The organism is Pseudomonas sp. GYB4201, from assembly GCF_056312595.1.
On the sequence record NZ_JBWGIG010000027.1, the window covers coordinates 1 to 22,528 of the forward strand.

A 22,528-nucleotide genomic window follows, 5' to 3' on the forward strand; every position below is an offset into this window, starting at 1 on the left:
CCCCCCCCCCGCGACCGAAGCCCCCGCTTAACGACCGGGCACCCTGGAAGCCTGGGACGCCGCCTCCGGCAGCTGCTACGGGGCATTGTTGTGGCGAGGTTCGAAATCGCATGCAAATCCGCGTCAGGCAACCTACCCTGTAGCGTAATTTGCCACCCGACCTCAAGGAGCCGCTCGGAACGCCGATGCGCCAGATCTGGAAACCTTTTCGAGCGTTGTATTTCGCCGCGTTGATGATGTTGATCGGCTCGGGCCTGCTAAGCACCTACCTGGCCCTGCGCCTGGCTGCCGAGCAAGTGGATGGCCTATGGGTGGGGGCCTTGATGGCCGCCAACTATTTCGGCCTGGTGCTGGGTGGCAAGATCGGCCACCGGCTGATCGGGAGGGTAGGGCACATCCGTGCCTATGCCACCTGCGCCGGCATTGTCTGTGCGGCGGTGCTGGGCCATGGCCTGGTGGACTACCTGCCGGCCTGGCTGTTCCTGCGGATGATCGTGGGCCTGGGCATGATGTGCCAGTACATGGTCATCGAGAGCTGGCTCAACGAGCAGGCCGACGCCAAGCAGCGTGGCGCGGTGTTCAGCGGCTACATGATCGCCTCGTACCTGGGCCTGGTGCTGGGGCAGCTGATCCTGGTGGTGCACCCGCAGCTGGGCCCTGAGCTGCTGATGCTGGTGGCCCTGTGCTTCGCCCTGTGCCTGGTGCCGGTGGCCATGACCCAGCGCATCCACCCGGCGCCGCTGAAGCCGGCGCCCATGGAGCCACGCTTCTTCCTCAAGCGCGTACCGCAGTCCCTGAGCACCGTACTGGGCTCGGGGCTGATCGTGGGTTCGTTCTACGGCCTGGCACCGCTGTACGCCTCCCAGCAGGGCCTGAGCACCGAGCAGGTCGGCCTGTTCATGGGGTGTTGCATCTTCGCCGGGCTGCTGGTGCAGTGGCCGCTGGGCTGGCTGTCCGACCGCTACGACCGCGCCGTGCTGATCCGCACCTTCGCCTTCTGCCTGGCCATTGCCGCGTTGCCGCTGGCCATAATGCCCAGCGTGCCCCTGGAGGTGCTGTTCGGCGTCGGCTTCCTGGTGTCGCTGCTGCAGTTCTGCCTGTACCCGCTGGCCAACGCCTTCTCCAACGACCACGTCGAGCCTGACCGCCGTGTCTCGCTCACGGCCATGCTGCTGGTGACCTACGGTGTGGGCGCCAGTGTCGGCCCGTTGGCGGCCGGCGTGCTGATGAAGTCGTTCGGCAGCCACATGCTCTATGCGTTCTTCAGCTTCTTCGCCTTCGTGCTGGTGTGGCGTATCCGGCCCAAGGCCGTCACCAACCTGCACCAGGTGGACGACGCGCCGCTGCATCACGTGGCCATGCCGGACAGCATGACCAGTTCGCCGCTGGTGGCCGCCCTGGACCCACGGGTGGACGAGCAGTCGGTGCACGACCAGATGCACGTCAGCAACGAGCACACGCCCGAAGCGCCGGTGGACGTCCAGGTCGAGCCCATGGCCGACGAGCTGGACGAGGCCGCGGAGATGGGCGATGGCAAGAAGGTGGTAGGCCGCAGCCTGAGCGAAGAAGAGCAATAAGGCAGCGCAATAAAAAAGGCCCGGTATTCAATACCGGGCCTTTTTTCATCGGGCGATCAACTCAGTAATCGTCCTTGTCGAACCGCCGCGCCTCGCGCTGCAGGTCGAACACGAAGCGCTCTACCTGGCGCTGCACCAGCCCGGTCATGTTATGGAAGCGCATGCCGGCGAACGTGGTGTTGATGCGCTCCTCGAAGTGCAGGTGGCGCAGTTCGACCGGCGCGGTCATCTTGCCGAACGGCAGGTTGGCCACGAAGCGGTCATACACCTGGCCCAGCTGCAGGCGCTCGGAGATGTCGCCCTCAAAACGCAGCTTGCAGCCGGTGGCGGAGATGTCCAGCAGCTTGCCGGTGAACTCACCCTTGAGCTTCTCGCCGGCAATCTCGACGTCCACCAGGTGGGCCAGCTTGAGCGCGGCACGGAAGGCGTTGCGGCGCTGGTGATAGACCACCTCGGTCGGCAGCGGGCCGTGGTACACGCGGCCGCCTTCGTTCTCGTCGATGGTCAGGACGTCGTTGACGTCCCAGGCAATGCGCACGCCATCATGGAAGCCTTCCACCTTGAAAGGCTCGCCGGCGGCGAGGAATTTCTCGCCGTCGCGCGGGATCATCTCGTCGAACGCCAGGACATTGCTGTCCTTGTCCAGTTCGACCAGGTAGGTCTGGAAGCGCTGGCTGCGCTCATGAAAGGTGATGATCAAAGGATCATGGCTCTGCAGCAGCGCACGCAGGTTGGCGGCGATTTCCAGGGGCGTTGTCAGCACCTTGGGGGGCTGCGGAGCGTCTTCCGCGTTTGTGGCATTGAACACGGTTTATCAATCTCCAGGCAAAAAACGACACACGCAGGTGCTGGCTTTATGGCAGCATGTTCCACGCCTTGGTAAGGAAGGTCAAGCCTGACTAAGCGGACGAGGCTTGGCCAGTTTTGACGTGGAGCCTCGGGCATCATAAAGCGAGGGGGTTTCACCGCCCATGAGAATGCGCATCTGGTTGGCGGTGGTGAGTTGTTGCAGGCGAATCAGCTTGCCGTTCTGCTCATTCACTGCCTGGCAGTCGGCCAGCAGCCCCGTGAGCAGATCGCCCCGAGCCAGGAGGTCGGCTCCAAGGTGCGTGTGTTGGGCCAGGATTTCCAGGCCATTACGGTCAGCGGTCAACTTGAGATTGAGCAGTATCTCGGTGCGTTTACGGCCATGCTGTTCGAGCAGAACGATCAACGACTGTTTTTGCGCCAGGATATTTTCCAGCAGCGGCATGTCGCGGCCGTGCAGGGCCAGCGACTCTTGCTGGAGCAGGGCGAGCAGTTGCTGCGCCGGAGCAATATCTTCTTCAATCAACAGCAGTAGGTTTCTGTCGTGCATGGCTGGCTCTGGTATTCAAGCGTCCAGAAGCCTCGGCGCAGGGCGGGGGCCCTAGCGCTGGGCTTCGAAATTTAGCAGTTTGCTGGCTACGCGGCTGCTATCCACTTTATAGCTGCCATCGGCAACAGCGGCTTTCAACTGCGCCACGCGGGCACTGTCGACAGTCGGCTGGTCGCGCAGCTTGTCAGTGACTTTCTGCAACTGCTGAGCCTCGGAACTCAGGTGTACGGATTCCCCGCCGCTGGCGCTGCCAGTGGACGCAGTGGTGGCCGCGGACGTGTCGGTGCTCACCGATGTATCGGTGGCGGTGTCCTTGGTGCCGCTCGTACGTGTCGAGGTCGACACCTGCGAGGAACTGTTCAAACGACTGAAGTCGATAACCATAATGAAAAACCTCTGGGTATTTGGACGCTTGCCTTGTTTTCGGCCAAACCCCGAATAACTTTAGGCACTTTGATACAAAGCGCCGATGCGCCAGAACTGGGGGCTGCGATGCACCCAGTCTAGGAAAATACGCCGCGAACCGCCAGCGTTTACATAGCCACTTCCACCTGGCCTGGGCCGGTGACGCGGGCCTTGATCACGCGGTTGGAGTTCAGGTTGCGCACCCGGATCTGCTCGCTCATGGCTCCTTTGGACAGGGCCTCGCCGGGCATTTTCACCGCCAGGGTGCCGGTGGTGGCGGTGATCACCACGTTGTCGCCTTTTTTGATGGTGTCGGGCGCTTCCACGTGGGCCGGGCTCAATACCTGGTCGTTTACCGTTGGTCGGAGAAGCTTCTGGCCCACCGCCTGGTCCAGTGCCGTCAGGTAGCCCTGGGGCAGCAGCCCGACGTCGCGTTCGCGCATGGCCACGTCGCCGTCCTCGATGACGCTGTCGCGCTTGAGTGGGCGGGTGGTGATCACCACGTCGCGGAACAGCTTCACCTGGGCGGGCACGAACACCGTCCAGGGCGAGCTGCCGTCACAACGCACGCGCACCGACACGCGGCCGATGGGCGTGGCGGGGCTTTGCAGCGCCGCTGTCAATTCCTTGTCGCATAGCCCCATGCGCAGGCGCGGGTCAAGCGGGTTGACCTGTATCTCGTAGCGACCTTCGGTCTGGCTGGTTGCCAGATAATCTTCTACGGTGAACTCAAGAAAACCCTGGGTGGTACCGATAAGCTGCTCAGGAGTTGTGAACTCTTCGGCCTGGGAGGCACCGCCGAATCCAAAAATGCACAACACGGCGAATCCGCAGAGTAGTTTCTGTGCCATGCGTCGGGAAAATGTCGTTTTTGCGTTCATACATTACAAAAAGCAAGGGTCGTGCCGACTCAATGTTCAGGTACGATCCACGCGAAGGTTTAAGGAGTCACGGGCATGGCTGGTGTAATGGATTCGGTGAACCAGCGCACTCAACTGGTAGGGCAGAACCGCCTGGAACTGTTGTTGTTCCGGCTCAACGGTTCGCAGCTGTATGGCATCAACGTGTTCAAGGTGCGGGAGGTGCTGCAATGCCCGAACCTGACCGTGATGCCCAAGTCCAGCCCGGTAGTGCGCGGTGTGGCGAATATTCGTGGGGCGACCATCCCGATCCTCGATCTGGCAATGGCAACCGGTGCGCCCGGTCTGCAGGACATCAAGAACACCTTCGTGATCATCACGGAGTACAACACCAAGATCCAGGGCTTCCTGGTGCACTCGGTAGAGCGCATCGTCAACATGAACTGGGAAGAGATTCATCCGCCACCCAAGGGCACGGGTCGTGATCATTACCTCACGGCCGTGACTCGGGTGGACAACAAGCTCGTCGAAATCATCGATGTGGAGAAAATCCTCGCGGAAGTGGCGCCCACCTCCGAATCGATTTCCGTCGGCGTGGTGGATGAGGAAACCCAGCACAAGGCGGTGTCGCTGCGGGTGTTGACCGTGGATGACTCGTCGGTGGCGCGCAAGCAGGTGACCCGTTGCCTGCAGACCGTGGGCGTGGAAGTGGTGGCATTGAACGACGGGCGGCAGGCGCTGGATTACCTGCGCAAGCTGGTGGATGAAGGCAAGCATCCCGAGGAAGAATTCCTCATGATGATCTCCGACATCGAAATGCCCGAGATGGACGGCTATACCTTGACTGCGGAGATTCGCAGCGACCCACGCATGAAGAACCTGCACATCACCCTGCATACTTCCCTGTCGGGGGTGTTCAACCAGGCGATGGTGAAGAAGGTGGGGGCAGACGACTTCCTGGCCAAGTTCCGGCCGGATGACCTGGCCCAGCGCGTGGTTGACCGGATCAAGGCAGCAGGCTAACGCCCGGGGCATAATGCCCCAGGCACGAACGACGATTTGAGAGGCGGCACCATTGTCTACGGGTAATTTGGATTTCGAACAGTTCCGGGTCTTCCTGGAAAAAGCCTGTGGCATTCTGTTGGGCGAGAATAAGCAATATCTTGTTTCCAGCCGTCTCAACAAGCTGATGGAACAGCAGGGCATCAAGTCCCTGGGCGAGTTGGTGCAGCGCATCCAGACCCAGCCGCGCAGTGGCCTGCGCGAGCAGGTGGTGGACGCCATGACCACCAACGAGACCCTGTGGTTTCGCGATACCTACCCCTTCGAGGTGATGAAGAACAAGGTCATCCCCGAGTTCGTCAAGAACGCGCCGGGCCAGCGCCTGCGCATCTGGTCGGCGGCCTGCTCGTCGGGCCAGGAGCCCTATTCGCTGTCCATGACCATCGACGAGTTCGAGCGTACCAACCTGGGTCAGCTCAAGGCCGGTGCGCAGATCGTCGCCACCGACCTGTCCGGTTCCATGCTCACCAACTGCAAGAGCGGCGAGTACGACAGCCTGGCCATCGGCCGCGGCCTGTCGGCGGACCGCCTGCAGCGCTACTTCGACACCAAGGGCCCCGGCCGTTGGGCGGTGAAGGCGCCGATTCGCAGCCGCGTGGAGTTCCGCTCGTTCAACCTGCTGGACAGCTACGCGGCGCTGGGCAAGTTCGACGTGGTGTTCTGCCGCAACGTGCTGATCTACTTCTCCGCCCAGGTGAAGAAAGACATCCTGATGCGCATCCATGGCACCCTCAAGCCAGGTGGCTACCTGTTCCTTGGCGCGTCCGAGGCGCTGAACGGCTTGCCGGACCATTACCAGATGGTCCAGTGCAGCCCGGGCATCATCTACCAGGCGAAATAACGCAAAGGCCCTTCGGGGCCTTTGTTGTTTTCTGCGTTTGGGGTGGGGACGCAGCCTGCGGCAGCTTGTGTCTAGAGAAGGGAATAGAATCTGAGGTGAGAGCGGTGAATGGCTGGTTGTTCGGCAGCAGTGTTGATAAGCACGTGTAGCAGCAGAACCGCCATTCACCTCTCCGCTCTGGCTACAAGCCCGAACAACTCAACAGGTTATGCTCTCCTGATCGAAAAGCTGAGCGGTTACGACGTGCAAGGCGCGTTACGAGGGGCTGCGCGATAAAGGCAAGAGTGCAAAAGTGGCGCTGGTAGCGTCTATGCGCGTGCTGCTGGTCCGGCTTAACGCCATGCTGCGCGACGGCACAGCATGGCGGACGTCATTAACTGGGCAAGACAGTTGCTAGGCGAATCTGTAGCCGCTGCCGCAGGCTGCGCAGGCCTTCACTCTCGCTGGAGATCTTCAGTGCACTCAGGGGCCAGCGCAGCCTGGCGGCAGCGGCTACGCGAAGTCCTGCGCACATCGCACCGGTAGCAGCGGCCAAAGGCCGCGTCCTGGAGCAACGCAGGACCGCCGCCGGACGCAGCCTTCGGCAGCTGCTACGCGAATGCGGATACCCCATCGCGGCCAAGGCCGGCTCCTACCACGAATAGTGTAGGAGCCGACTTTAGTCGCGATGCAGACGACGCCATTTCAAGGCAGTTGCTGCTACAGACTGTGGGAGCTGCTACGGGGTGGTGTTCCGGGCCATGCAAAGCGGCAATCGGGTATTGCCGCTTTGTTGGCGCCCAGCGGAACCCGCTTGCCGCTTTTCTGGCATTGCCGCTTGCCACTTTTCCCAAACCCCAGCAAAACCGGGCCTCGCGCAGTTTGGCACGGGGCTTGCTATCTCTCTGTCACCAACATCCGGTCCGCCGTTTAAAGGTTTCCACCATGAGCATCAGTTTCGACAAAGCGCTGGGCATCCACGAGCAGGCACTGGCGTTCCGCGCCCAGCGCGCCGAAGTGCTGGCCAACAACCTGGCCAACGCCGACACGCCCAACTACAAGGCGCGTGACCTGGACTTTGCCGCCGTGCTGCAGGCCGAAGGCGACAAGCGCCAGAACGGCACGTTCGAGCTGGAGCGGACCAACGACAAGCACATCGAGGCCGAAGGCCTGAGCATGGGTGACCAGCAATTGCTGTACCGCACCCCCAGCTCGCCCTCGCTGGACCAGAACACCGTGGACGCGCAGGTGGAACAAGCCAACTACGCGCAGAACTCGGTGAACTTCCAGGCCAGCTTCACCCTGCTCAACGCCAAATTCAAAGGGCTGGTGTCAGCCATCCGTGGGGAGTGATTCATGTCTCTAGCCAGCGTTTTCAACATTGCCGGTACCGGCATGAGTGCCCAGACCACTCGCCTGAACACCGTCGCCAGTAACATCGCCAACGCCGAGACCGTCTCGTCGAGCATCGACCAGACCTACCGCGCGCGCCACCCGGTGTTCGCCACCGTGTTCGACCAGACCCAGTCCACCGGTGACAGCGGCTCGCTGTTCCAGGACCAGGACGCCGCCGGCAGCGGCGTGCAGGTGTCGGGCGTGGTCGAGGACCAGAGCAACCTGGAGGCTCGCTACGAGCCCAAGAACCCGGCGGCCAACAAAGACGGCTACGTGTACTACCCGAACGTCAATGTGGTGGAGGAGATGGCCGACATGATCTCCGCCAGCCGTTCGTTCCAGACCAACGCGGACATCATGAATACCGCGAAAACCATGATGCAGAAAGTCCTGACCCTGGGTCAGTGATAGGGGCGCAAGAACATGACCACAACAACTGACAGCACCTCGGCTTCGTCCGTCCTGACGTCACTGCAGAAAACCACCAGTACCACCGACAGCTCCACCGGTACCGCGGGCAGTGCGCTGGGCAAGGACGCGTTCCTGCAACTGCTGGTTACCCAGATGCAGAACCAGAACCCCCTGGACCCACAGGACAACAGCGAATTCGTTTCGCAGCTGGCCCAGTTCAGCAGCCTGGAAAGCATGCAGAGCCTCAACGACTCGGTGAGCACCATCCTCACCTCGTACCAGTCGTCCCAGGCCCTGCAGGCGTCCTCGCTGGTCGGCCACTCGGTCATCGTCACCGGCACCACCGCCGACGTCGACACCAGCAAGGGCCTGACCGGCTCGGTGAACCTGACCGGTTCTAGCACCAGCAACACCATTGGCGTCTACAACAGTGACGGCACCCTGGTGCGTACCCTCGACGAGGGCACCCAGTCGGCCGGCACCTACAGCTTCACCTGGGATGGCAAGGACGGCGACGGCAACACCGCGGCCTCCGGCAACTACACCTTCAAGGCGGTTGCCACCATCGACGGTACCTCGACAGTCATGACCACCAACCTGCCGACCACGGTCAACAGCGTGACCATGGCCACCACCAGCGGCGGTGAAATGACGCTGAACCTGGCAACGGGCTCCAGTGTTGCCCTGTCTGCTGTCCAAACCATCGGAATTTAATGCCGGCTACGGCGCAGGAGTGAAAACATGTCTTTCAACGTCGGCCTCAGTGGCCTGGCAGCAGCCAACAAAGCCCTGGACGTCACCGGCAACAACATTGCCAACGTCGCCACCACCGGTTTCAAATCGTCGCGCGCCGAATTCGCCGACCAGTACGCCCAGTCCATCCGTGGCACCTCGGGCAAGACCACTGTCGGTAGCGGCGTGACCACTGCTGCCGTGTCGCAGCAGTTCACCCAGGGCAACATCGAGTCCACCGGCAACAGCCTGGACATGGCCATCAACGGCAACGGTTTCTTCGTGCTCAGCGACAACGGCTCGAAGCTGTACACCCGTGCCGGTGCCTTCTACAGCGACAAGTCCGGCAACATCGTCGATGCCAGCGGCAACAACCTGCAGGGCTACACCACCGACTCCACCGGCAAGCTGACCTCGGGCGTGCTGTCGAACCTGGCCATCGACACGTCCAACCTGGCGCCCAAGGCGACCAGCAGCATCTCGGAAACCGTCAACCTGAACTCCAGCTCGACCACCCCGACCGTCACCCCGTTCAGCGCCTCGAACACCAGCAGCTACAACTACACCTTCAACACCGACGTATACGACAGCCAGGGCAACGCCCACCAGCTGAACCAGTATTTCGTGAAGGACTCCACTTCCAATACCTGGACCATGTACACCACCATCGACGGCCGTAACCCGGTATCGCCTGCGACCAACATCGATACCACCACCAACGTCGATGCCGGCGCCACGCCGATGGCCAACACCATCACCTTCAACTCCGATGGTTCCTACAGCTACACCGCGGCCTCCGGTACTTCCACTTCGTTGGGCGTGAATGCCGACGGCACCTTCAGTCTCGCCAACTGGACCCCTGCGGCTGAAGCCAGCGATGGCACTTGGGCCTCCAACGGCTCCACTGCTTCTACCAACATCACCCTGGACATGTCCAACCTGACCCAGTACAACGCCACCTCGGCCACGACTGCCAAGGACCAGGACGGCTACGCCACCGGTGAACTGTCGGCCCTGTCGGTGAGCGACACCGGTCAGCTGACCGCTACCTTCACCAACGGCAAGACCAACATCATCGGCCAGGTGGCCCTGGCCAACTTCGCCAACGTGCAGGGCCTGAGCCCGGCCGGCGGCACCGACTGGCGCGAGACCTACGCGTCGGGCGTGCCGGTGATCGGCACCCCGAGCAGCGGCACCATGGGCTCGCTGACCGCCTCGTCGCTGGAAGACTCCAACGTCGACCTGACCGCTGAGCTGGTGAACCTGATCAAGGCACAGTCCAACTACCAGGCCAACGCCAAGACCATCTCCACCGAAAGCACCATCATGCAGACCACTATCCAGATGACTTGATAGTTGTCGGCAGCACTACAAAGCCCGGGCCCAAAGCCCGGGTTTTTTTGTGCCCGCTCCCCCGTAGCAGCTGCCGAAGGCGGCGTCGCATACGCCTCGGTGTCGCAGGCGAAGTTGCGGGGGCAATGACGCGGCCTGTGGCCGCTGCTACAGGGGGAGCGGCTCCGGTTTTCTGGCGCCCCTTGCCGCCAACCGGCAGCCACGCGCCGTTTTTCCGACTCGGCCAGGGGCAGGGCAGGGCGCCAACCCCGGCAATTACCCTGTAACACCGGGCACACAAAGGCTTTTCCAACCTTGGCCCGCTTGTTGCTATATCCCATTCAGAACAGTGGTCGGCGGCATTCGCCCGTCATGGGAGACATACCTTGGACAAAATGCTTTACGTGGCTACGAGCGGGGCCAATCAGAACTCATTGGCCATGAAGGCTCACGCCAACAACCTGGCCAACGTTTCCACCAACGGCTTCCAGCGCGACCTCGAGCAGGCCCGCTCCATGCCGGTGTTTGGCGACGTATACGCCTCGCGCGCCTACGCCATGACCGAAAACCCCGGCACCGATTTCACCCCCGGTGCCATGGTGGCAACCGGTCGTGACCTGGACGTGGCCGCCGACGGCGACAGCTACATCGCCGTGCAATCGCCTGACGGCAGCGAGGGCTATGTGCGCATGGCCAGCATGAACGTCGACGCCCTGGGTGTGCTGCGCGACGGCAACGGTTTGCCGGTCATGGGCAACGGCGGTCCGATTGCCGTGCCGCCCCAGCAGCAGATCGAGGTGGGCGCCGACGGCACCATCAGCGTTCGCTCCATGGGCCAGGGCCCGGAAGTGATGGCCCAGGTGGACCGCATCAAGCTGGTCAAGCCCGACCCGCGCAACCTGGTCAAGGGCACCGACGGCTTGCTGCACACCAAGGACGGCCAACCGGCTGCGGCCGATGCTACCTCCAGCGTGACCTCCGGCTTCCTGCAGGCCAGCAACGTCAACGCCGTGGAAGAGATGACCTCGGTGCTGGCCCTGTCCAAGCAATTCGAACTGCACATCAAGATGATGACCACCGCCAAGGAGGACGATGAGTCCATGGCGCGGGTCTTGCAGAACACCTGATAAATGACTGGGCGCGGCGAAAAACAGGCGCGCACTTAGGAGAACAGAATGCTTCCGGCACTATACGTCAGCAAGACCGGTCTGGCCGCTCAGGACATGAACCTGACGACCATTTCCAACAACCTGGCCAACGTCTCGACCACCGGCTTCAAGGCCGACCGCGCCGAGTTCCAGGACCTGCTGTACCAGACCAAGCGCCAGCCAGGTGCCAACTCCACCACCGACACCGAGCTGCCGTCGGGCCTGCAGCTGGGTACCGGCGTGCGCATCGTCGGCACCCAGAAGAACTTCACCGCCGGCAGCCTGGCCACCACTGACCAGCCGCTGGACATGGCCATCAACGGCCGTGGTTTCTTCCAGATCACCCAGCCGGACGGCACCACCGCGTACACCCGCGACGGCACCTTCCACCTGGACTCCAACGGCCAGATCGTGACCGCCAGCGGCAACGCCCTGAACCCGGCCATCGTGGTACCGACCAACGCCCAGACCTTCACCGTGGGCACCGACGGCACCGTGTCGATCACCACCGCCACCAGCGCCACCTCGACGGTGATCGGCAACCTGCAGACCGCTGACTTCATCAACCCGGCCGGCCTGCAGGCCATCGGCAGCAACCTGTACCTGGAAACCGCTTCCAGCGGCGCGCCGCAAGTGGGTACCCCGGGCCTCAACGGTTTCGGCACCACCCTGCAGAACACCCTGGAAAACTCCAACGTCAGCACCGTTGAAGAGCTGGTGAACATGATCACCACCCAGCGCGCCTACGAGATGAACTCCAAAGTGATCTCGACCGCCGACCAGATGCTCCAGTACGTAACGCAGAATCTGTAATCCAGCCACACGGCGCCGCCGGCGCCAGCTTCATCGTGAGGTCAGTGTCATGAGTCGTTTGTCCAGTGTTCTTGCCTTGAGTGGGATCGCTTTGTTGTCGGGTTGCATGTCGCCGCCGCCCAAGCCCAATGACCCGTACTACGCGCCGGTGCTGCCACGCACCCCGCTGCCTGCGGCGTCCAACAACGGCTCGATTTACCAGTCCGGCTTCGACCAGAACCTGTACACCGACCGCAAGGCGTTCCGGGTAGGGGACATCATCACCGTGACCCTGGCCGAGAAGACTGCGGCCAGCAAGAGCGCCGACTCCAAGCTGACCAAGGACTCCAGCACCTCCCTGGGCCTGACCTCGCTGTTTGGCGGTGGCGCGTCCACCACCAACCCGCTGACCGGCGGCAAGCTGAGCCTGGACGCCGGCTACACCGGCACCCGCGCCACCGACGGCACCGCCAAGGCCGACCAGGCCAACAGCCTGACCGGTTCGATCACCGTGACCGTGGCCGACGTGCTGCCCAACGGCATCCTGTCCGTGCGCGGCGAGAAATGGCTGACGCTCAACACCGGCGAAGAGCTGGTGCGCATCGCCGGCCTGATCCGTGCCGACGACATCGCCACCGACAACACCGTGTCGTCGACCCGTGTCGCCGACGCGCGCATTACCTATTCGGGCACCGGCGCGTTCGCCGAGTCCAACCAGACCGGTTGGCTTGACCGTTTCTTCATGAGCCCCTACTGGCCTTTCTAGGTGTCCACGACCATGCGTAAATTCAAGCACCTGATGGCCGTGACCCTGCTGGCTGCCGCGGCACTGGGAGCGGCCAGCGCCGCCCAGGCCGAGCGCCTCAAGGACATCGCGAGCATTTCCGGCGTGCGCTCCAACCAGTTGATCGGCTACGGCCTGGTGGTGGGCCTGGACGGCACGGGTGACCAGACCACCCAGACCCCGTTCACCCTGCAGACCTTCAACAACATGCTGGCGCAATTCGGCATCAAGGTGCCCACCGGTACCGGCACCACGCAGCTGAAAAACGTCGCGGCGGTGTCGATCCATGCCGACCTGCCACCGTTCTCCAAGCCTGGCCAGACCATCGACGTCACCGTGTCATCCATCGGTAACTCCAAGAGCCTGCGCGGTGGCAGCCTGCTGATGACCCCGCTGAAGGGTATCGACGGCAACGTCTACGCCATCGCCCAGGGCAACCTGGTGGTGGGCGGCTTCGACGCCGAGGGCAAGGACGGTTCCAAGATCACCGTCAACGTGCCGTCGGCCGGCCGCATTCCCGGCGGTGCCTCGGTGGAACGCTCGGTGCCGAGCGGCTTCAACCAGGGCAACAGCCTGACCCTGAACCTCAACCGTTCGGACTTCACCACCGCCAAGCACATTGTCGACAAGATCAACAACATGCTCGGCCCAGGCGTGGCCCAGGCCATCGACGGCGGCTCGGTGCGCGTCACCGCGCCGATCGACCCGAGCCAGCGCGTGGACTACATCTCGGTGCTGGAAAACCTGGAAGTGGACCCAGGCGCGGCCCCGGCCAAGGTCATCATCAACTCGCGTACCGGCACCATCGTCATCGGTCAGAACGTGAAGGTCTCGCCAGCCGCCGTGACCCACGGCAGCCTCACCGTGACCATCACCGAAGACCCGATCGTCAGCCAGCCGGGCCCGCTGTCCAACGGCCAGACCGCCGTGGTACCGCGCTCCAAGATCAACGCCCAGCAGGAAGCCAAGCCGATGTTCAAGTTCGGCCCCGGCACCACGCTTGACGAGATCGTGCGTGCGGTCAACCAGGTGGGCGCGGCGCCCAGCGACCTGATGGCCATCCTCGAAGCACTGAAACAGGCCGGCGCCCTGCAAGCCGACCTGATCGTGATTTGAGGTAGCAGCCCATGGACATGCCAAAAGGTGGCGTCAGCGCCCCCGCCGATTCCGGGGCCTACACGGACCTCAATCGCCTGAACGCGCTGAAGACCGGTGACAAGGACAGCGACGCCAACCTGAAGAAGGTGGCCCAGGAGTTCGAGTCGCTGTTCGTCGGTGAAATGCTCAAGTCGATGCGTTCGGCCAACGACGTGTTGGGCAAGGACAACCCGATGAACACCGAGACCACCAAGCAGTATCAGTCGATGTACGACCAGCAGCTGGCCGTGACCCTGTCCAAGCAGGGCAACGGCATCGGCCTGCAGGACGTGCTGATGCGGCAGTTGTCCAAGAACAAGGGCGTGGAGCACACCGGCGCCAACCCGTTCGACCACAACGCCCCGGCGCTGTCCACGCTCAACGGCGGGCGCAACACCGCGGCCGACCTCAAGCACGCGCTCAACGGCACGGCCAGCAACGCCCACAGCAACGACGTGGCCATGCTCAACCAGCGCCGCCTGTCGCTGCCCAGCAAGCTGGCCGACCGCATCATGGCTGGCATCGTGCCGTCCACCTCGGCGGCCACCGACGGCACCGCCGCGGCCACCCAGGCGCTGGCGCGCAACGGCATCAAGGTCAACGTCGCCAGCAGCATGGCGCAGACCGCTGCCACCAGCACCAGCACCGATGCCGACGGCAGTAGCGACGCCGGTGAATGGCAATCGGCCCAGGCGGCCATTGCCAGCGGCGACATTCGCATCATCGGCCGCAGCGTGGCCCAGCCACCGCTGGCGCCGGCCAAGAAAGCCTTCAGCACCGCCGACGAATTCGTCGCCACCATGATGCCCCTGGCCAAGGACGCCGCCGCGCGCATTGGCGTCGACCCCAGCGTGCTGGTGGCCCAGGCGGCACTGGAAACCGGTTGGGGCCGCTCGGTCATGCGCGACGAAAGCGGCAAGAGCAGCCACAACCTGTTCGGCATCAAGGCCAGCGGCAATTGGCAGGGCGACCAGGCGCGGGCCATCACCAGCGAGTTTCGCAACGGCAAGATGGTCAAGGAGACGGCGCAGTTCCGTTCCTACGATTCCTACGCCGACAGCTTCCATGACCTGGTGACCCTGCTGCAAAGCAACGATCGCTATCAAGGTGTTGTGAAGTCGGCCGATAACCCAGAACAGTTTGTTAAAGAGTTGCAGAAGGCCGGGTACGCCACCGATCCGGACTACGCCAGCAAGATTTCGCAGATAGCCAGGCAGATGAAGGGCTACCAGAACTACGCGCTGGGCAGTGCCTCCACCCATTTATAAGGTTTTGAACCATGTCACTGATTTCAATCGGGCTTTCCGGGCTTAACGCCAGCCAGACGGCTTTGACGGTCACCAGTAACAACATCACCAACGTGTCCACCGCGGGCTATTCGCGAGAGTCGACCACGTCCGTCGCGGCTGCCATGCAGAACGTGGGCGTGGGCTTTGTTGGCACCGGCACCACCATTTCCGACGTGCGTCGCATCTACAACAGCTACATGGATTCGCAGCTGCAGACCACCACGGCGCTGAGCGCCGACGCGGCCACCTACAGCGACAACGTCAGCACCATGGACAGCCTGCTGTCGGACAGTGCCACGGGTATCAGCGCGACCCTGACCAGCTTCTTCTCGGCCCTGCAGACCTCGTCCGCCAACCCCACCGACACCTCGTCGCGCCAGTTGCTGCTGACCGCTGCCCAGAGCCTGACCAACCGTTTCAACTCGATTTCGTCGCAGATCACCTCGCAGAACGCGGGCATCAACTCGCAGCTCTCGACCCTCAGCGGCCAGGTCAACGACATCACCAAGCAGATCGCCTCGCTGAACCAGCAGATCACCACTGCGTCTGCCTCGGGCAACACCCCCAACAGCCTGCTCGACGCCCGCAACGAAGCGGTGCGCTCGCTCAATGAACTGGTCGGCGTGACCGTTCAGACCAACAGCAGCGGCGCCTACGACGTGTACCTGGGCACCGGCCAGGCGCTGGTTAGCGGCAACACCGCCAACACCCTGACGGCGGCGCCCAGCACCACCGACAAGTCGCAGTACGCGCTGTCGGTCAACTATGGCAACTACAGCACCGACGTCACCTCGGTGGTCAGCGGTGGCTCCATCGGCGGCCTGCTGCGCTACCGCAGCGACGTGCTCAACCCTGCGCAGAACAGCCTGGGCCAGATTGCCCTGACGGTCTCCGACAGCATCAACAGCCAGTTGGGCCAGGGCGTGGACAGCAACGGCAACCTGGGGGCGAACCTGTTCTCCAGCATCAACAGCGCCACCGCCATCAGCCAGCGCAGCCTGGCCTCGTCGAACAACAGCGCAGGTTCGGGCAACCTCAACGTGACCATCGCCGACACCGGCGCGTTGACCACCAACGACTACCAGGTGACCTTCACCAGCGCCACGGCCTACAGCGTCACGCGCTCCGACGGCACCAACATGGGCAGCTACGACCTGAGCACCACGCCGGCGCCGGAGATCGACGGCTTCACCCTGTCGTTGAACGGCAGCGCCGTGGCCGCGGGTGACAGCTTCAAGATCGTGCCGACGCGCAACGCCGCCAGCGAAATCAGCACCACCATGACCGATACCAGCACCCTGGCGCTGGCCGGCCCGCTGACCGGCACGGCTAGCTCCAGCAACTCGGGCACCGCCACTTTCACCCAGCCGTCGCTGACCACCTCGGTGGACGTCTACGACAGCACCGCGAAAGCGGCGCTGCAGAGCGGCCTGGACAACTCCACCCCGGTCAAGCTGGTGTTCGGCACCGCCTCGGGTGGCACCCAGGCCTACACCGTCTACGACGCCAAGGGCAACAACATCGGCACCGGCACCATCGTGCCTGGCTCGGACAACAACCTGAGCATCAGCGTGCCGATCGTCGACAGCAGCGGCAACCCGGTCAACGACGCGTCCGGCAACCCGACCAGCTTCACCTTCGCCACCACCGTCAGCGGCACGCCGGCGGCCAACGACAGCTACAGCGTGGCCCTCAACACCAGCGGCAGCTCCGACAACCGCAACGCCACCGCGCTGCTGGGGCTGCAGACCTCGGCCACCGTCGGCACCGGCGCGGCCACCGGCGGCATCAGCTTCACCGCCGCCTACGCGGCGCTGGTCTCCGGCGTGGGCGCGCAATCGGCCCAGGCCACCACCGATGCCAGCGCCACCTCCACGGTGCTGACCACGGCCAAGGCCAACCGCGACTCGGTCTCGGGCGTGAACCTGGATGACGAAGCCGCCGCCCTGGTGAAATACCAGCAGTACTACACGGCCGCCTCGCAGATCATCAAGACGGCGCAAGACACCTTTTCCACTCTGCTCAACGCACTCTGAGGGCTAGTCGACCATGCGTATTTCCACCTCTCAATACTTCGAGACCAGCGCGGCCAACTACTCCTCGGCCTTCTCGGCAACCGCCAAGACCCAGGAGCAGATCAGCTCCGGCGTGCGCATCAAGACCGCCGGCGATGACCCGGTGGGCGCGGCCAAGCTGCTGCAGCTGCAACAGCAGAGCTCGATGCTGACCCAGTACAGCACCAACATGACCACGGCCACCAACTCGCTGAACAACCAGGAAAGCGTGTTGAACTCCATCAACAACGCCCTGCAGCGCGCCCAGGAGCTGTCGGTACGTGCCGGTGACGGCTCGCTGACCGATGCCGACCGCCAGTCCATCGGCGCCGAGATCAGCCAGGTGCAGCAGACCGTGCTGGGCCTGCTCAACACCAAGGACGCCTCGGGGTACTACATGTTCTCCGGCTCCAAGAGCACCACGCCGCCGTACGTGCAGAACGCCGACGGGACCTACACCTACCAGGGCGACCAGAACGCACTGAGCCTGCAGGTGTCCGACACCCTCAGCCTGCCCACCGGCGTCACCGGCTACGAAGCCTTCGAGCAGGCCACCAACACCAGCCGCACTTCGTCGACCGTCACCTCGCCGGCCGTGAACGACAACAAGGTGTCCATCTCCCCGGGCCAGATGGACTCGGAGGCCACCTACAACAAATCGTTCACCACGGGTGAGCCGTACACCGTCAATTTCACCAGTGACACCACCTTCAGCATCACCGATGGCTCGGGCAACGACATTACCTCCGAAGTGGCGGGCAACGGCACGTTCGACCCCACCGACGACGCCGGCACTACCCTGAGCCTGCGCGGGGTCGATTTCACCCTCAAGGTGGACACCGCCAACACCGGCACTACCGCCGGCCACAGCATCACCCTGCAGAGCACCCCCGACACCCTGAGCCCGTCGCGCAGCGCCGGCAACACTTCGACCGCACAGTTGACCAGTGGCACCATCACTGACCAGGCGGCGTACAACAGCACGTTCCCAAGCTCGGGTGCGGTGGTCAAGTTCACCAGCGCCACCGACTACGCGGTGTATGCCCAGCCCTACACCAGCAGCAGCAAGGCCATCGCCACCGGCACCATGAGCGGCACCACCGTGTCCGCGGCGGGCGCCAGCTTCGACGTCAGCGGCACGCCGGCGGCCGGCGACACCTTCCAGGTCTCGGTGGACTCCCACAAGACCCAGAACGTGCTCAACACCCTGTCCAAGCTGGCCACTGCGCTGAACACCCCGATCAACGGTGACAACACCAAGCTGCTGGCCCTGCAGAACTCGATCAGCTCGGCCATCGCCAACCTGTCGTCGGCCAGCACCCAAGTGGGTACGGCGCGCGGCGTGATTGGCGCCACCGACAACGCCATCACCCTGCAGACCGACGAGAACACCTCGATCAGCCTGGCCAACAAGACCACCCAGTCGAGCATCGGCGACACTGACATGGCCACCGCCTCGATCACCCTGACCCTGCAGCAGACCATGCTGGAAGCATCCCAGGCCGCCTTCGCGAAGATCGCCCAGTTGAGCCTGTTCAACAAGATCTGAGCCCTGTGCCATTTTTTCGCGGCGCCATTCGCGACCCTTCACCGGGTCGAGCCTGGCGCCGTATTTTTATCCGTATCCGGTTGTCGTCCGATGACCGTCGAGTGAGTCCCGCGGCATGAAATCCACTCCGCTTGTCAGCATCGCCATTCCCGCGCTTGATCCCGAGAACTTCCCGCGTGCCCTGCGCAGCGCGGTGAGCCAGAACTACCCCAACCTCGAAGTGCTGGTCTGTGATGACACCCAGGGCCAGGAAGTGCGCGATGCCGTGCAGGCGCTGCGCGCCGAGCTGCCGGCGCACGTGGCCTTGCGCTATGTGCGCAACGCCCGGCGCCTGGGGCGCAACCTCACCATCAACGAGTGCGTGCGCCAGGCCAAGGGCGAGTTCATCAAGGTGCTCTACGACGAAGACTGGCTGATGCCCGAGCACACCCCGCGGGTGGTGGACCTGCTGGTGCGCTTCCCCGGCGTCAGCCTTGCCGCCAGCCAGCGCTACTTCTCCGACGCCGACAACCGCATCATGCCCAACCGCATGGAAAACTTCGGCTACGTGGCCGGTGATGCGCGGTTCAACGGCTTCGACCTGGTGTCGATGTTCGAGGTGTGGCCAACCAACTTCATCGGCGGCCTGAGCAACGTGATCATGCGCCGCGCCGAAGTGGCGCGGCTGATGCCGGCGCTCACCGACAAGAAAGCGCCGTTCGAGGTGCTGCTCGACCTCACCCTTTACACCTGCCTGCTGCGCAAGGGCGACCTGGCGCTGGTGGACCAGTACCTGTCGGTGGAGCGCCTGACGCCGCTGCGCCTCGCCGACATCAGCGACCTGGAAGCCGCCCGCCAGGCCGAACTGCACGCCCTGTTGCAGCTGCTGGCCGGCCGCAAGGAAGAGCGCGCGGAGAAGGTCGGTGGCGTGCGCCACCTGCTGCTCAACAGCACTGAACCGGCGCCGGAATGGAAAGAGGTGGCCCTGGGGCGCATGTTCGGCGTGCAGGCGGAAACCATGCGCGAGTTCGTCGGCGTGGATTGCGACCACTACGACGCCGTGTACGAACAGTGGCTGCAGTGCCGCGATTTCTCCGCCGACCAGCGCCAGCATTTGCCCGCCCGGGTCGACACCTGGCCGCGCCAGGCGAAGATCATCGCGGTGATCATCGACAACCAGGGCGAAGAGGCGCTGCACGCCACCCTGGAAAGCCTGGGCCAGCAGACCTGGTCGGCCGAGGCCATCCTGGTGCTGTCCAGCACGGCGCAAGAGCCGACCATCATCGGCAACACCCTGAACATGCCGCTGCAGGCGGACTGGCCGCTGCAACTGAACAGCATGCTGCAGGAGCTGGACGGCTACGACTGGTTCTGCCTGCTGCGCGCCGGCGACCGCCTGAGCGAACACGCGTTGCTGCTGTTGGCCGAGCGCATTGCCGTGCGCGACGCCATGCAGGCCTGCTACTGGGACGAAGACGCCCTGGAAGACGTCGGCCATCGTGCGCCGGTGTTCCGCCCCGACTTCAACCTGGACCTGCTGCGCAGCTACCCCTACGTGGGCCGCGGCCTGGCGTTCAGCCGGGCCGGGCTGATTGCCCAGGGCGGGTTTGCCGCCGGCCTGGTCGAGCTGAGCCCCCACGACCTGATCTTCCGCCTGGTGGAAAGCCACGGCCCCCATTGCGTGGAGCACATCGGCGAGGTGCTGCTGCACGCCCGGCCGCACTTTGCCGCCTGGCTGGGCGAGGCCAGCGTGCGTGAAGGCAACGCGCAGATGGTCGGCCGGCACCTGCAGCGCCTGGGGCTTGCCCACGACATCCAGTCGTCCGATATCCGCCTGATCAACCGTATTCGCTACCAGCACGCCGGCCAGCCGCTGGTCTCGGTGGTCATCGCCAGCCAGGGCCGGTTGGGCGCCTTGCAGGCGTGCCTGGAAAGCCTGTTGACGCACACCGCCTACGGTCACTTCGAGGTGCTGATCGTCAGCGCCGCCGATGAGCCGGCCGACGCCCGCGACTGGCTGCAGGCGATGGCCGAGGTCGGTGGCGCCAAGCTGCGCGTCGTCGACGCGCCAGCGGCCACGGCGTTGCCGGCCATGCTCAACCTGGGCGCGGCCCAGGCGCGCGGCCAGTACCTGCTGACCCTCAGCCAGGACTGCATGGTGATCGACGGCGCCTGGCTGGACGAGATGCTGCAGCACGCCCGTCGCCATGAGGTTGGCGTGGTGGGCGCGCGCCTGCAGGCGCCGAACGGCACCGTCGAGCACGCCGGCCTGGTGCTGGGCCTGCGCGGCGCCGTGGGTGCGGTGTTTGTCGGTGACCCGGTGAACGCCCCTGGCTACATGCACCGTTTGCAAGTGGTGCAGAACTACAGCGCGGTCAGCCTGCAGTGCCTGCTGATCGACAAGGCCCTGTTCGATGAACTGGGCGGGCTGGCCGAGGGCGACCTGGGCCATGCCTTCGCCGATGTCGACCTGTGCCTGCGCGCCGGCCAGAGCGGCTACCTGGTGGTGTGGACGCCGTTCGCGCGCCTGCAACTGCGCCGTCACGAGCAGGCTGCCGACCCGCAAGCCCTGCAGGACTGGCGCCAGGCCCAGCGCGCGGCGTTCCACGCCTGGCTGCCGAAGCTGGCCCGCGACCCGGCCTACAACAAGAACCTGAGCCTGGTGGGCGCCAGCTTCACCATGCACGTGGGCCTGCGCAGCGGCTGGCAGCCGTTCGCCCGCCAGGCGCTGCCGCACATCCTCGGCCTGCCGATCAACAAGGGCGCCGTGGGCCATTACCGGCTGATCCAGCCGTTGTTCGAGCTGGAACGGGCAGGGCTGGCGACCCGGGTGCTCAACTTCGGTACGCCGTCGATCCTCGAGATCGAGCGCATCGACCCCGACACCATCATCTTCCAGGGCCGCTACAGCGCGGGCCCGGTGGAAGGCATCCGCCAGGTCAAGGAATTCTCCCGGGCGTTCCGGGTGTTCGAGATCGACGACTACCTGCTGGACGTGCCCAAGCTCAACGAGCACCGGCGCTACCTGTCCAGCGACATCCGCCAGACCCTGGCGCGCGGCGTGGGCCTGTGCGACCGCCTGGTGGTGTCCACCCAGTCGCTGGCGGACGCCATGTCCAGCATGCACACCGACATCCGCGTGGTGCCGAACATGCTCGCCCCCGACCGCTGGAGCGGCCTGGCCAGCCAGCGCCGCGTGGGGCGCAAGCCGCGCGTGGGCTGGGGCGGCGGCACCAGCCACACCGGCGACCTGTTGCTGATCAAGGACGTGGTCAAGGCCTTGGCCGACGAAGTGGAGTGGGTGTTCCTGGGCATGTGCCCGCCGGAACTGATGCCGTATGTGCACGAGTACCACCCCTCGGTGCCACTGGACCTGTACCCGCAGAAAATGGCCAGCCTGAACCTGGACCTGGCGCTGGCGCCGTTGGAGCAGCACATCTTCAACGACTGCAAGAGCAACCTGCGGCTGCTGGAGTACGGCGCCTGCGGCTACCCGGTGGTGTGCACCGCCACCCGCAGCTATGCCAGCGACTTCCCCGTGACCCGGGTCATGACCAACAGCACCCACGAGTGGCTGGAGGCGATCCGCATGCACCTGGCGGACCTGGACGCCAGCGCGAAAATGGGCGACGCCTTGCGCCAGACCGTGATGGACAACTTCGTGCTGCACGGCGACGCCCTGCAGCAATGGTTGCGCGCCTGGCAGCCGTGACCCGATAGCCGCTGGACGGCAGGCCGCGCGGGCCTGTCGTCCATTGTGGCCGGCTTCTTGCTTCACCCCTCTGCATTCGCGCCACCGTCATTTTCATGGCGAGCGCACCCGTAAGAAGTGCTCAGAGCGGTGA

19 protein-coding genes are annotated in these 22,528 nt (G+C 64.1%); 15 read left to right on the plus strand and 4 right to left on the minus strand.

The window, feature by feature from the left end:
* The first annotated feature begins 185 nt into the window (after window positions 1–185).
* Window positions 186–1,577 (plus strand): MFS transporter, encoded by a 1,392-nt coding sequence (locus tag AC0Z2B_RS22500; protein WP_476299558.1) that lies wholly within the window; start codon window positions 186–188, stop codon window positions 1,575–1,577.
* A 61-nt stretch (window positions 1,578–1,638) separates the two neighbouring features.
* Here the strand turns inward: AC0Z2B_RS22500 and AC0Z2B_RS22505 are convergent, their stop codons facing one another.
* The 4 genes from AC0Z2B_RS22505 to flgA form a co-directional block, all read right to left on the minus strand.
* Window positions 1,639–2,385, minus strand: a complete 747-nt coding sequence (locus tag AC0Z2B_RS22505) for a flagellar regulator YcgR PilZN domain-containing protein (RefSeq protein ID WP_473004020.1) — start codon at window positions 2,383–2,385, stop codon at window positions 1,639–1,641.
* Between the two features lie 81 nt (window positions 2,386–2,466).
* Window positions 2,467–2,934: a flagella synthesis protein FlgN gene (locus AC0Z2B_RS22510; protein WP_416426129.1), complete on the minus strand. Its 468-nt coding sequence runs from the start codon at window positions 2,932–2,934 to the stop codon at window positions 2,467–2,469.
* A 51-nt stretch (window positions 2,935–2,985) separates the two neighbouring features.
* A complete protein-coding gene (gene flgM, locus AC0Z2B_RS22515; RefSeq protein ID WP_416426128.1) occupies window positions 2,986–3,318 on the minus strand; it encodes a flagellar biosynthesis anti-sigma factor FlgM in 333 nt (110 codons plus the stop codon).
* 149 nt (window positions 3,319–3,467) lie between these two features.
* Window positions 3,468–4,190, minus strand: a complete 723-nt coding sequence (gene flgA / locus AC0Z2B_RS22520; protein WP_476299560.1) for a flagellar basal body P-ring formation chaperone FlgA — start codon at window positions 4,188–4,190, stop codon at window positions 3,468–3,470.
* Window positions 4,191–4,295: 105 nt separating this feature from the next.
* Between flgA and AC0Z2B_RS22525 the strand changes: the two genes are divergently transcribed.
* The 14 genes from AC0Z2B_RS22525 (at window position 4,296) to AC0Z2B_RS22590 (ending at window position 22,395) form a co-directional block, all read left to right on the plus strand.
* Window positions 4,296–5,222 (plus strand): chemotaxis protein CheV, encoded by a 927-nt coding sequence (locus AC0Z2B_RS22525; RefSeq protein ID WP_416426126.1) that lies wholly within the window; start codon window positions 4,296–4,298, stop codon window positions 5,220–5,222.
* A 52-nt stretch (window positions 5,223–5,274) separates the two neighbouring features.
* Complete coding sequence (gene cheR, locus AC0Z2B_RS22530; RefSeq protein ID WP_416426125.1) at window positions 5,275–6,102, plus strand: protein-glutamate O-methyltransferase CheR; 828 nt, start codon at window positions 5,275–5,277, stop codon at window positions 6,100–6,102.
* Window positions 6,103–7,026: 924 nt separating this feature from the next.
* The gene (flgB, locus tag AC0Z2B_RS22535) at window positions 7,027–7,434 is read left to right on the plus strand and encodes a flagellar basal body rod protein FlgB (RefSeq protein WP_416426124.1); all 408 of its coding nucleotides are present in this window, start codon (window positions 7,027–7,029) and stop codon (window positions 7,432–7,434) included.
* A 3-nt stretch (window positions 7,435–7,437) separates the two neighbouring features.
* Window positions 7,438–7,884, plus strand: coding sequence for a flagellar basal body rod protein FlgC (flgC, locus tag AC0Z2B_RS22540; RefSeq protein ID WP_027981704.1), 447 nt, complete (start codon window positions 7,438–7,440; stop codon window positions 7,882–7,884).
* Window positions 7,885–7,899: 15 nt separating this feature from the next.
* On the plus strand, window positions 7,900–8,601 hold the full coding sequence (locus tag AC0Z2B_RS22545) for a flagellar hook assembly protein FlgD (protein ID WP_416426123.1): 702 nt from the start codon (window positions 7,900–7,902) through the stop codon (window positions 8,599–8,601).
* A gap of 27 nt (window positions 8,602–8,628) precedes the next feature.
* Entirely contained in the window at window positions 8,629–9,972 is a 1,344-nt protein-coding gene (gene flgE, locus AC0Z2B_RS22550; protein ID WP_476299563.1) for a flagellar hook protein FlgE, read from the plus strand.
* 365 nt (window positions 9,973–10,337) lie between these two features.
* The gene (locus AC0Z2B_RS22555; protein WP_416426121.1) at window positions 10,338–11,078 is read left to right on the plus strand and encodes a flagellar basal body rod protein FlgF; all 741 of its coding nucleotides are present in this window, start codon (window positions 10,338–10,340) and stop codon (window positions 11,076–11,078) included.
* 48 nt (window positions 11,079–11,126) lie between these two features.
* Window positions 11,127–11,912, plus strand: a complete 786-nt coding sequence (gene flgG, locus AC0Z2B_RS22560) for a flagellar basal-body rod protein FlgG (RefSeq protein ID WP_416426120.1) — start codon at window positions 11,127–11,129, stop codon at window positions 11,910–11,912.
* Between the two features lie 49 nt (window positions 11,913–11,961).
* On the plus strand, window positions 11,962–12,657 hold the full coding sequence (flgH, locus tag AC0Z2B_RS22565) for a flagellar basal body L-ring protein FlgH (RefSeq protein ID WP_027981699.1): 696 nt from the start codon (window positions 11,962–11,964) through the stop codon (window positions 12,655–12,657).
* Window positions 12,658–12,669: 12 nt separating this feature from the next.
* On the plus strand, window positions 12,670–13,791 hold the full coding sequence (locus AC0Z2B_RS22570) for a flagellar basal body P-ring protein FlgI (protein WP_416426119.1): 1,122 nt from the start codon (window positions 12,670–12,672) through the stop codon (window positions 13,789–13,791).
* Between the two features lie 11 nt (window positions 13,792–13,802).
* Entirely contained in the window at window positions 13,803–15,080 is a 1,278-nt protein-coding gene (gene flgJ, locus AC0Z2B_RS22575) for a flagellar assembly peptidoglycan hydrolase FlgJ (RefSeq protein WP_476299565.1), read from the plus strand.
* A gap of 11 nt (window positions 15,081–15,091) precedes the next feature.
* Entirely contained in the window at window positions 15,092–17,137 is a 2,046-nt protein-coding gene (gene flgK / locus AC0Z2B_RS22580; protein WP_476299567.1) for a flagellar hook-associated protein FlgK, read from the plus strand.
* 13 nt (window positions 17,138–17,150) lie between these two features.
* A complete protein-coding gene (locus AC0Z2B_RS22585) occupies window positions 17,151–18,704 on the plus strand; it encodes a flagellar hook-associated protein 3 (protein WP_476299569.1) in 1,554 nt (517 codons plus the stop codon).
* 115 nt (window positions 18,705–18,819) lie between these two features.
* Complete coding sequence (locus tag AC0Z2B_RS22590) at window positions 18,820–22,395, plus strand: glycosyltransferase (protein WP_476299571.1); 3,576 nt, start codon at window positions 18,820–18,822, stop codon at window positions 22,393–22,395.
* Window positions 22,396–22,528 lie beyond the last annotated feature (133 nt).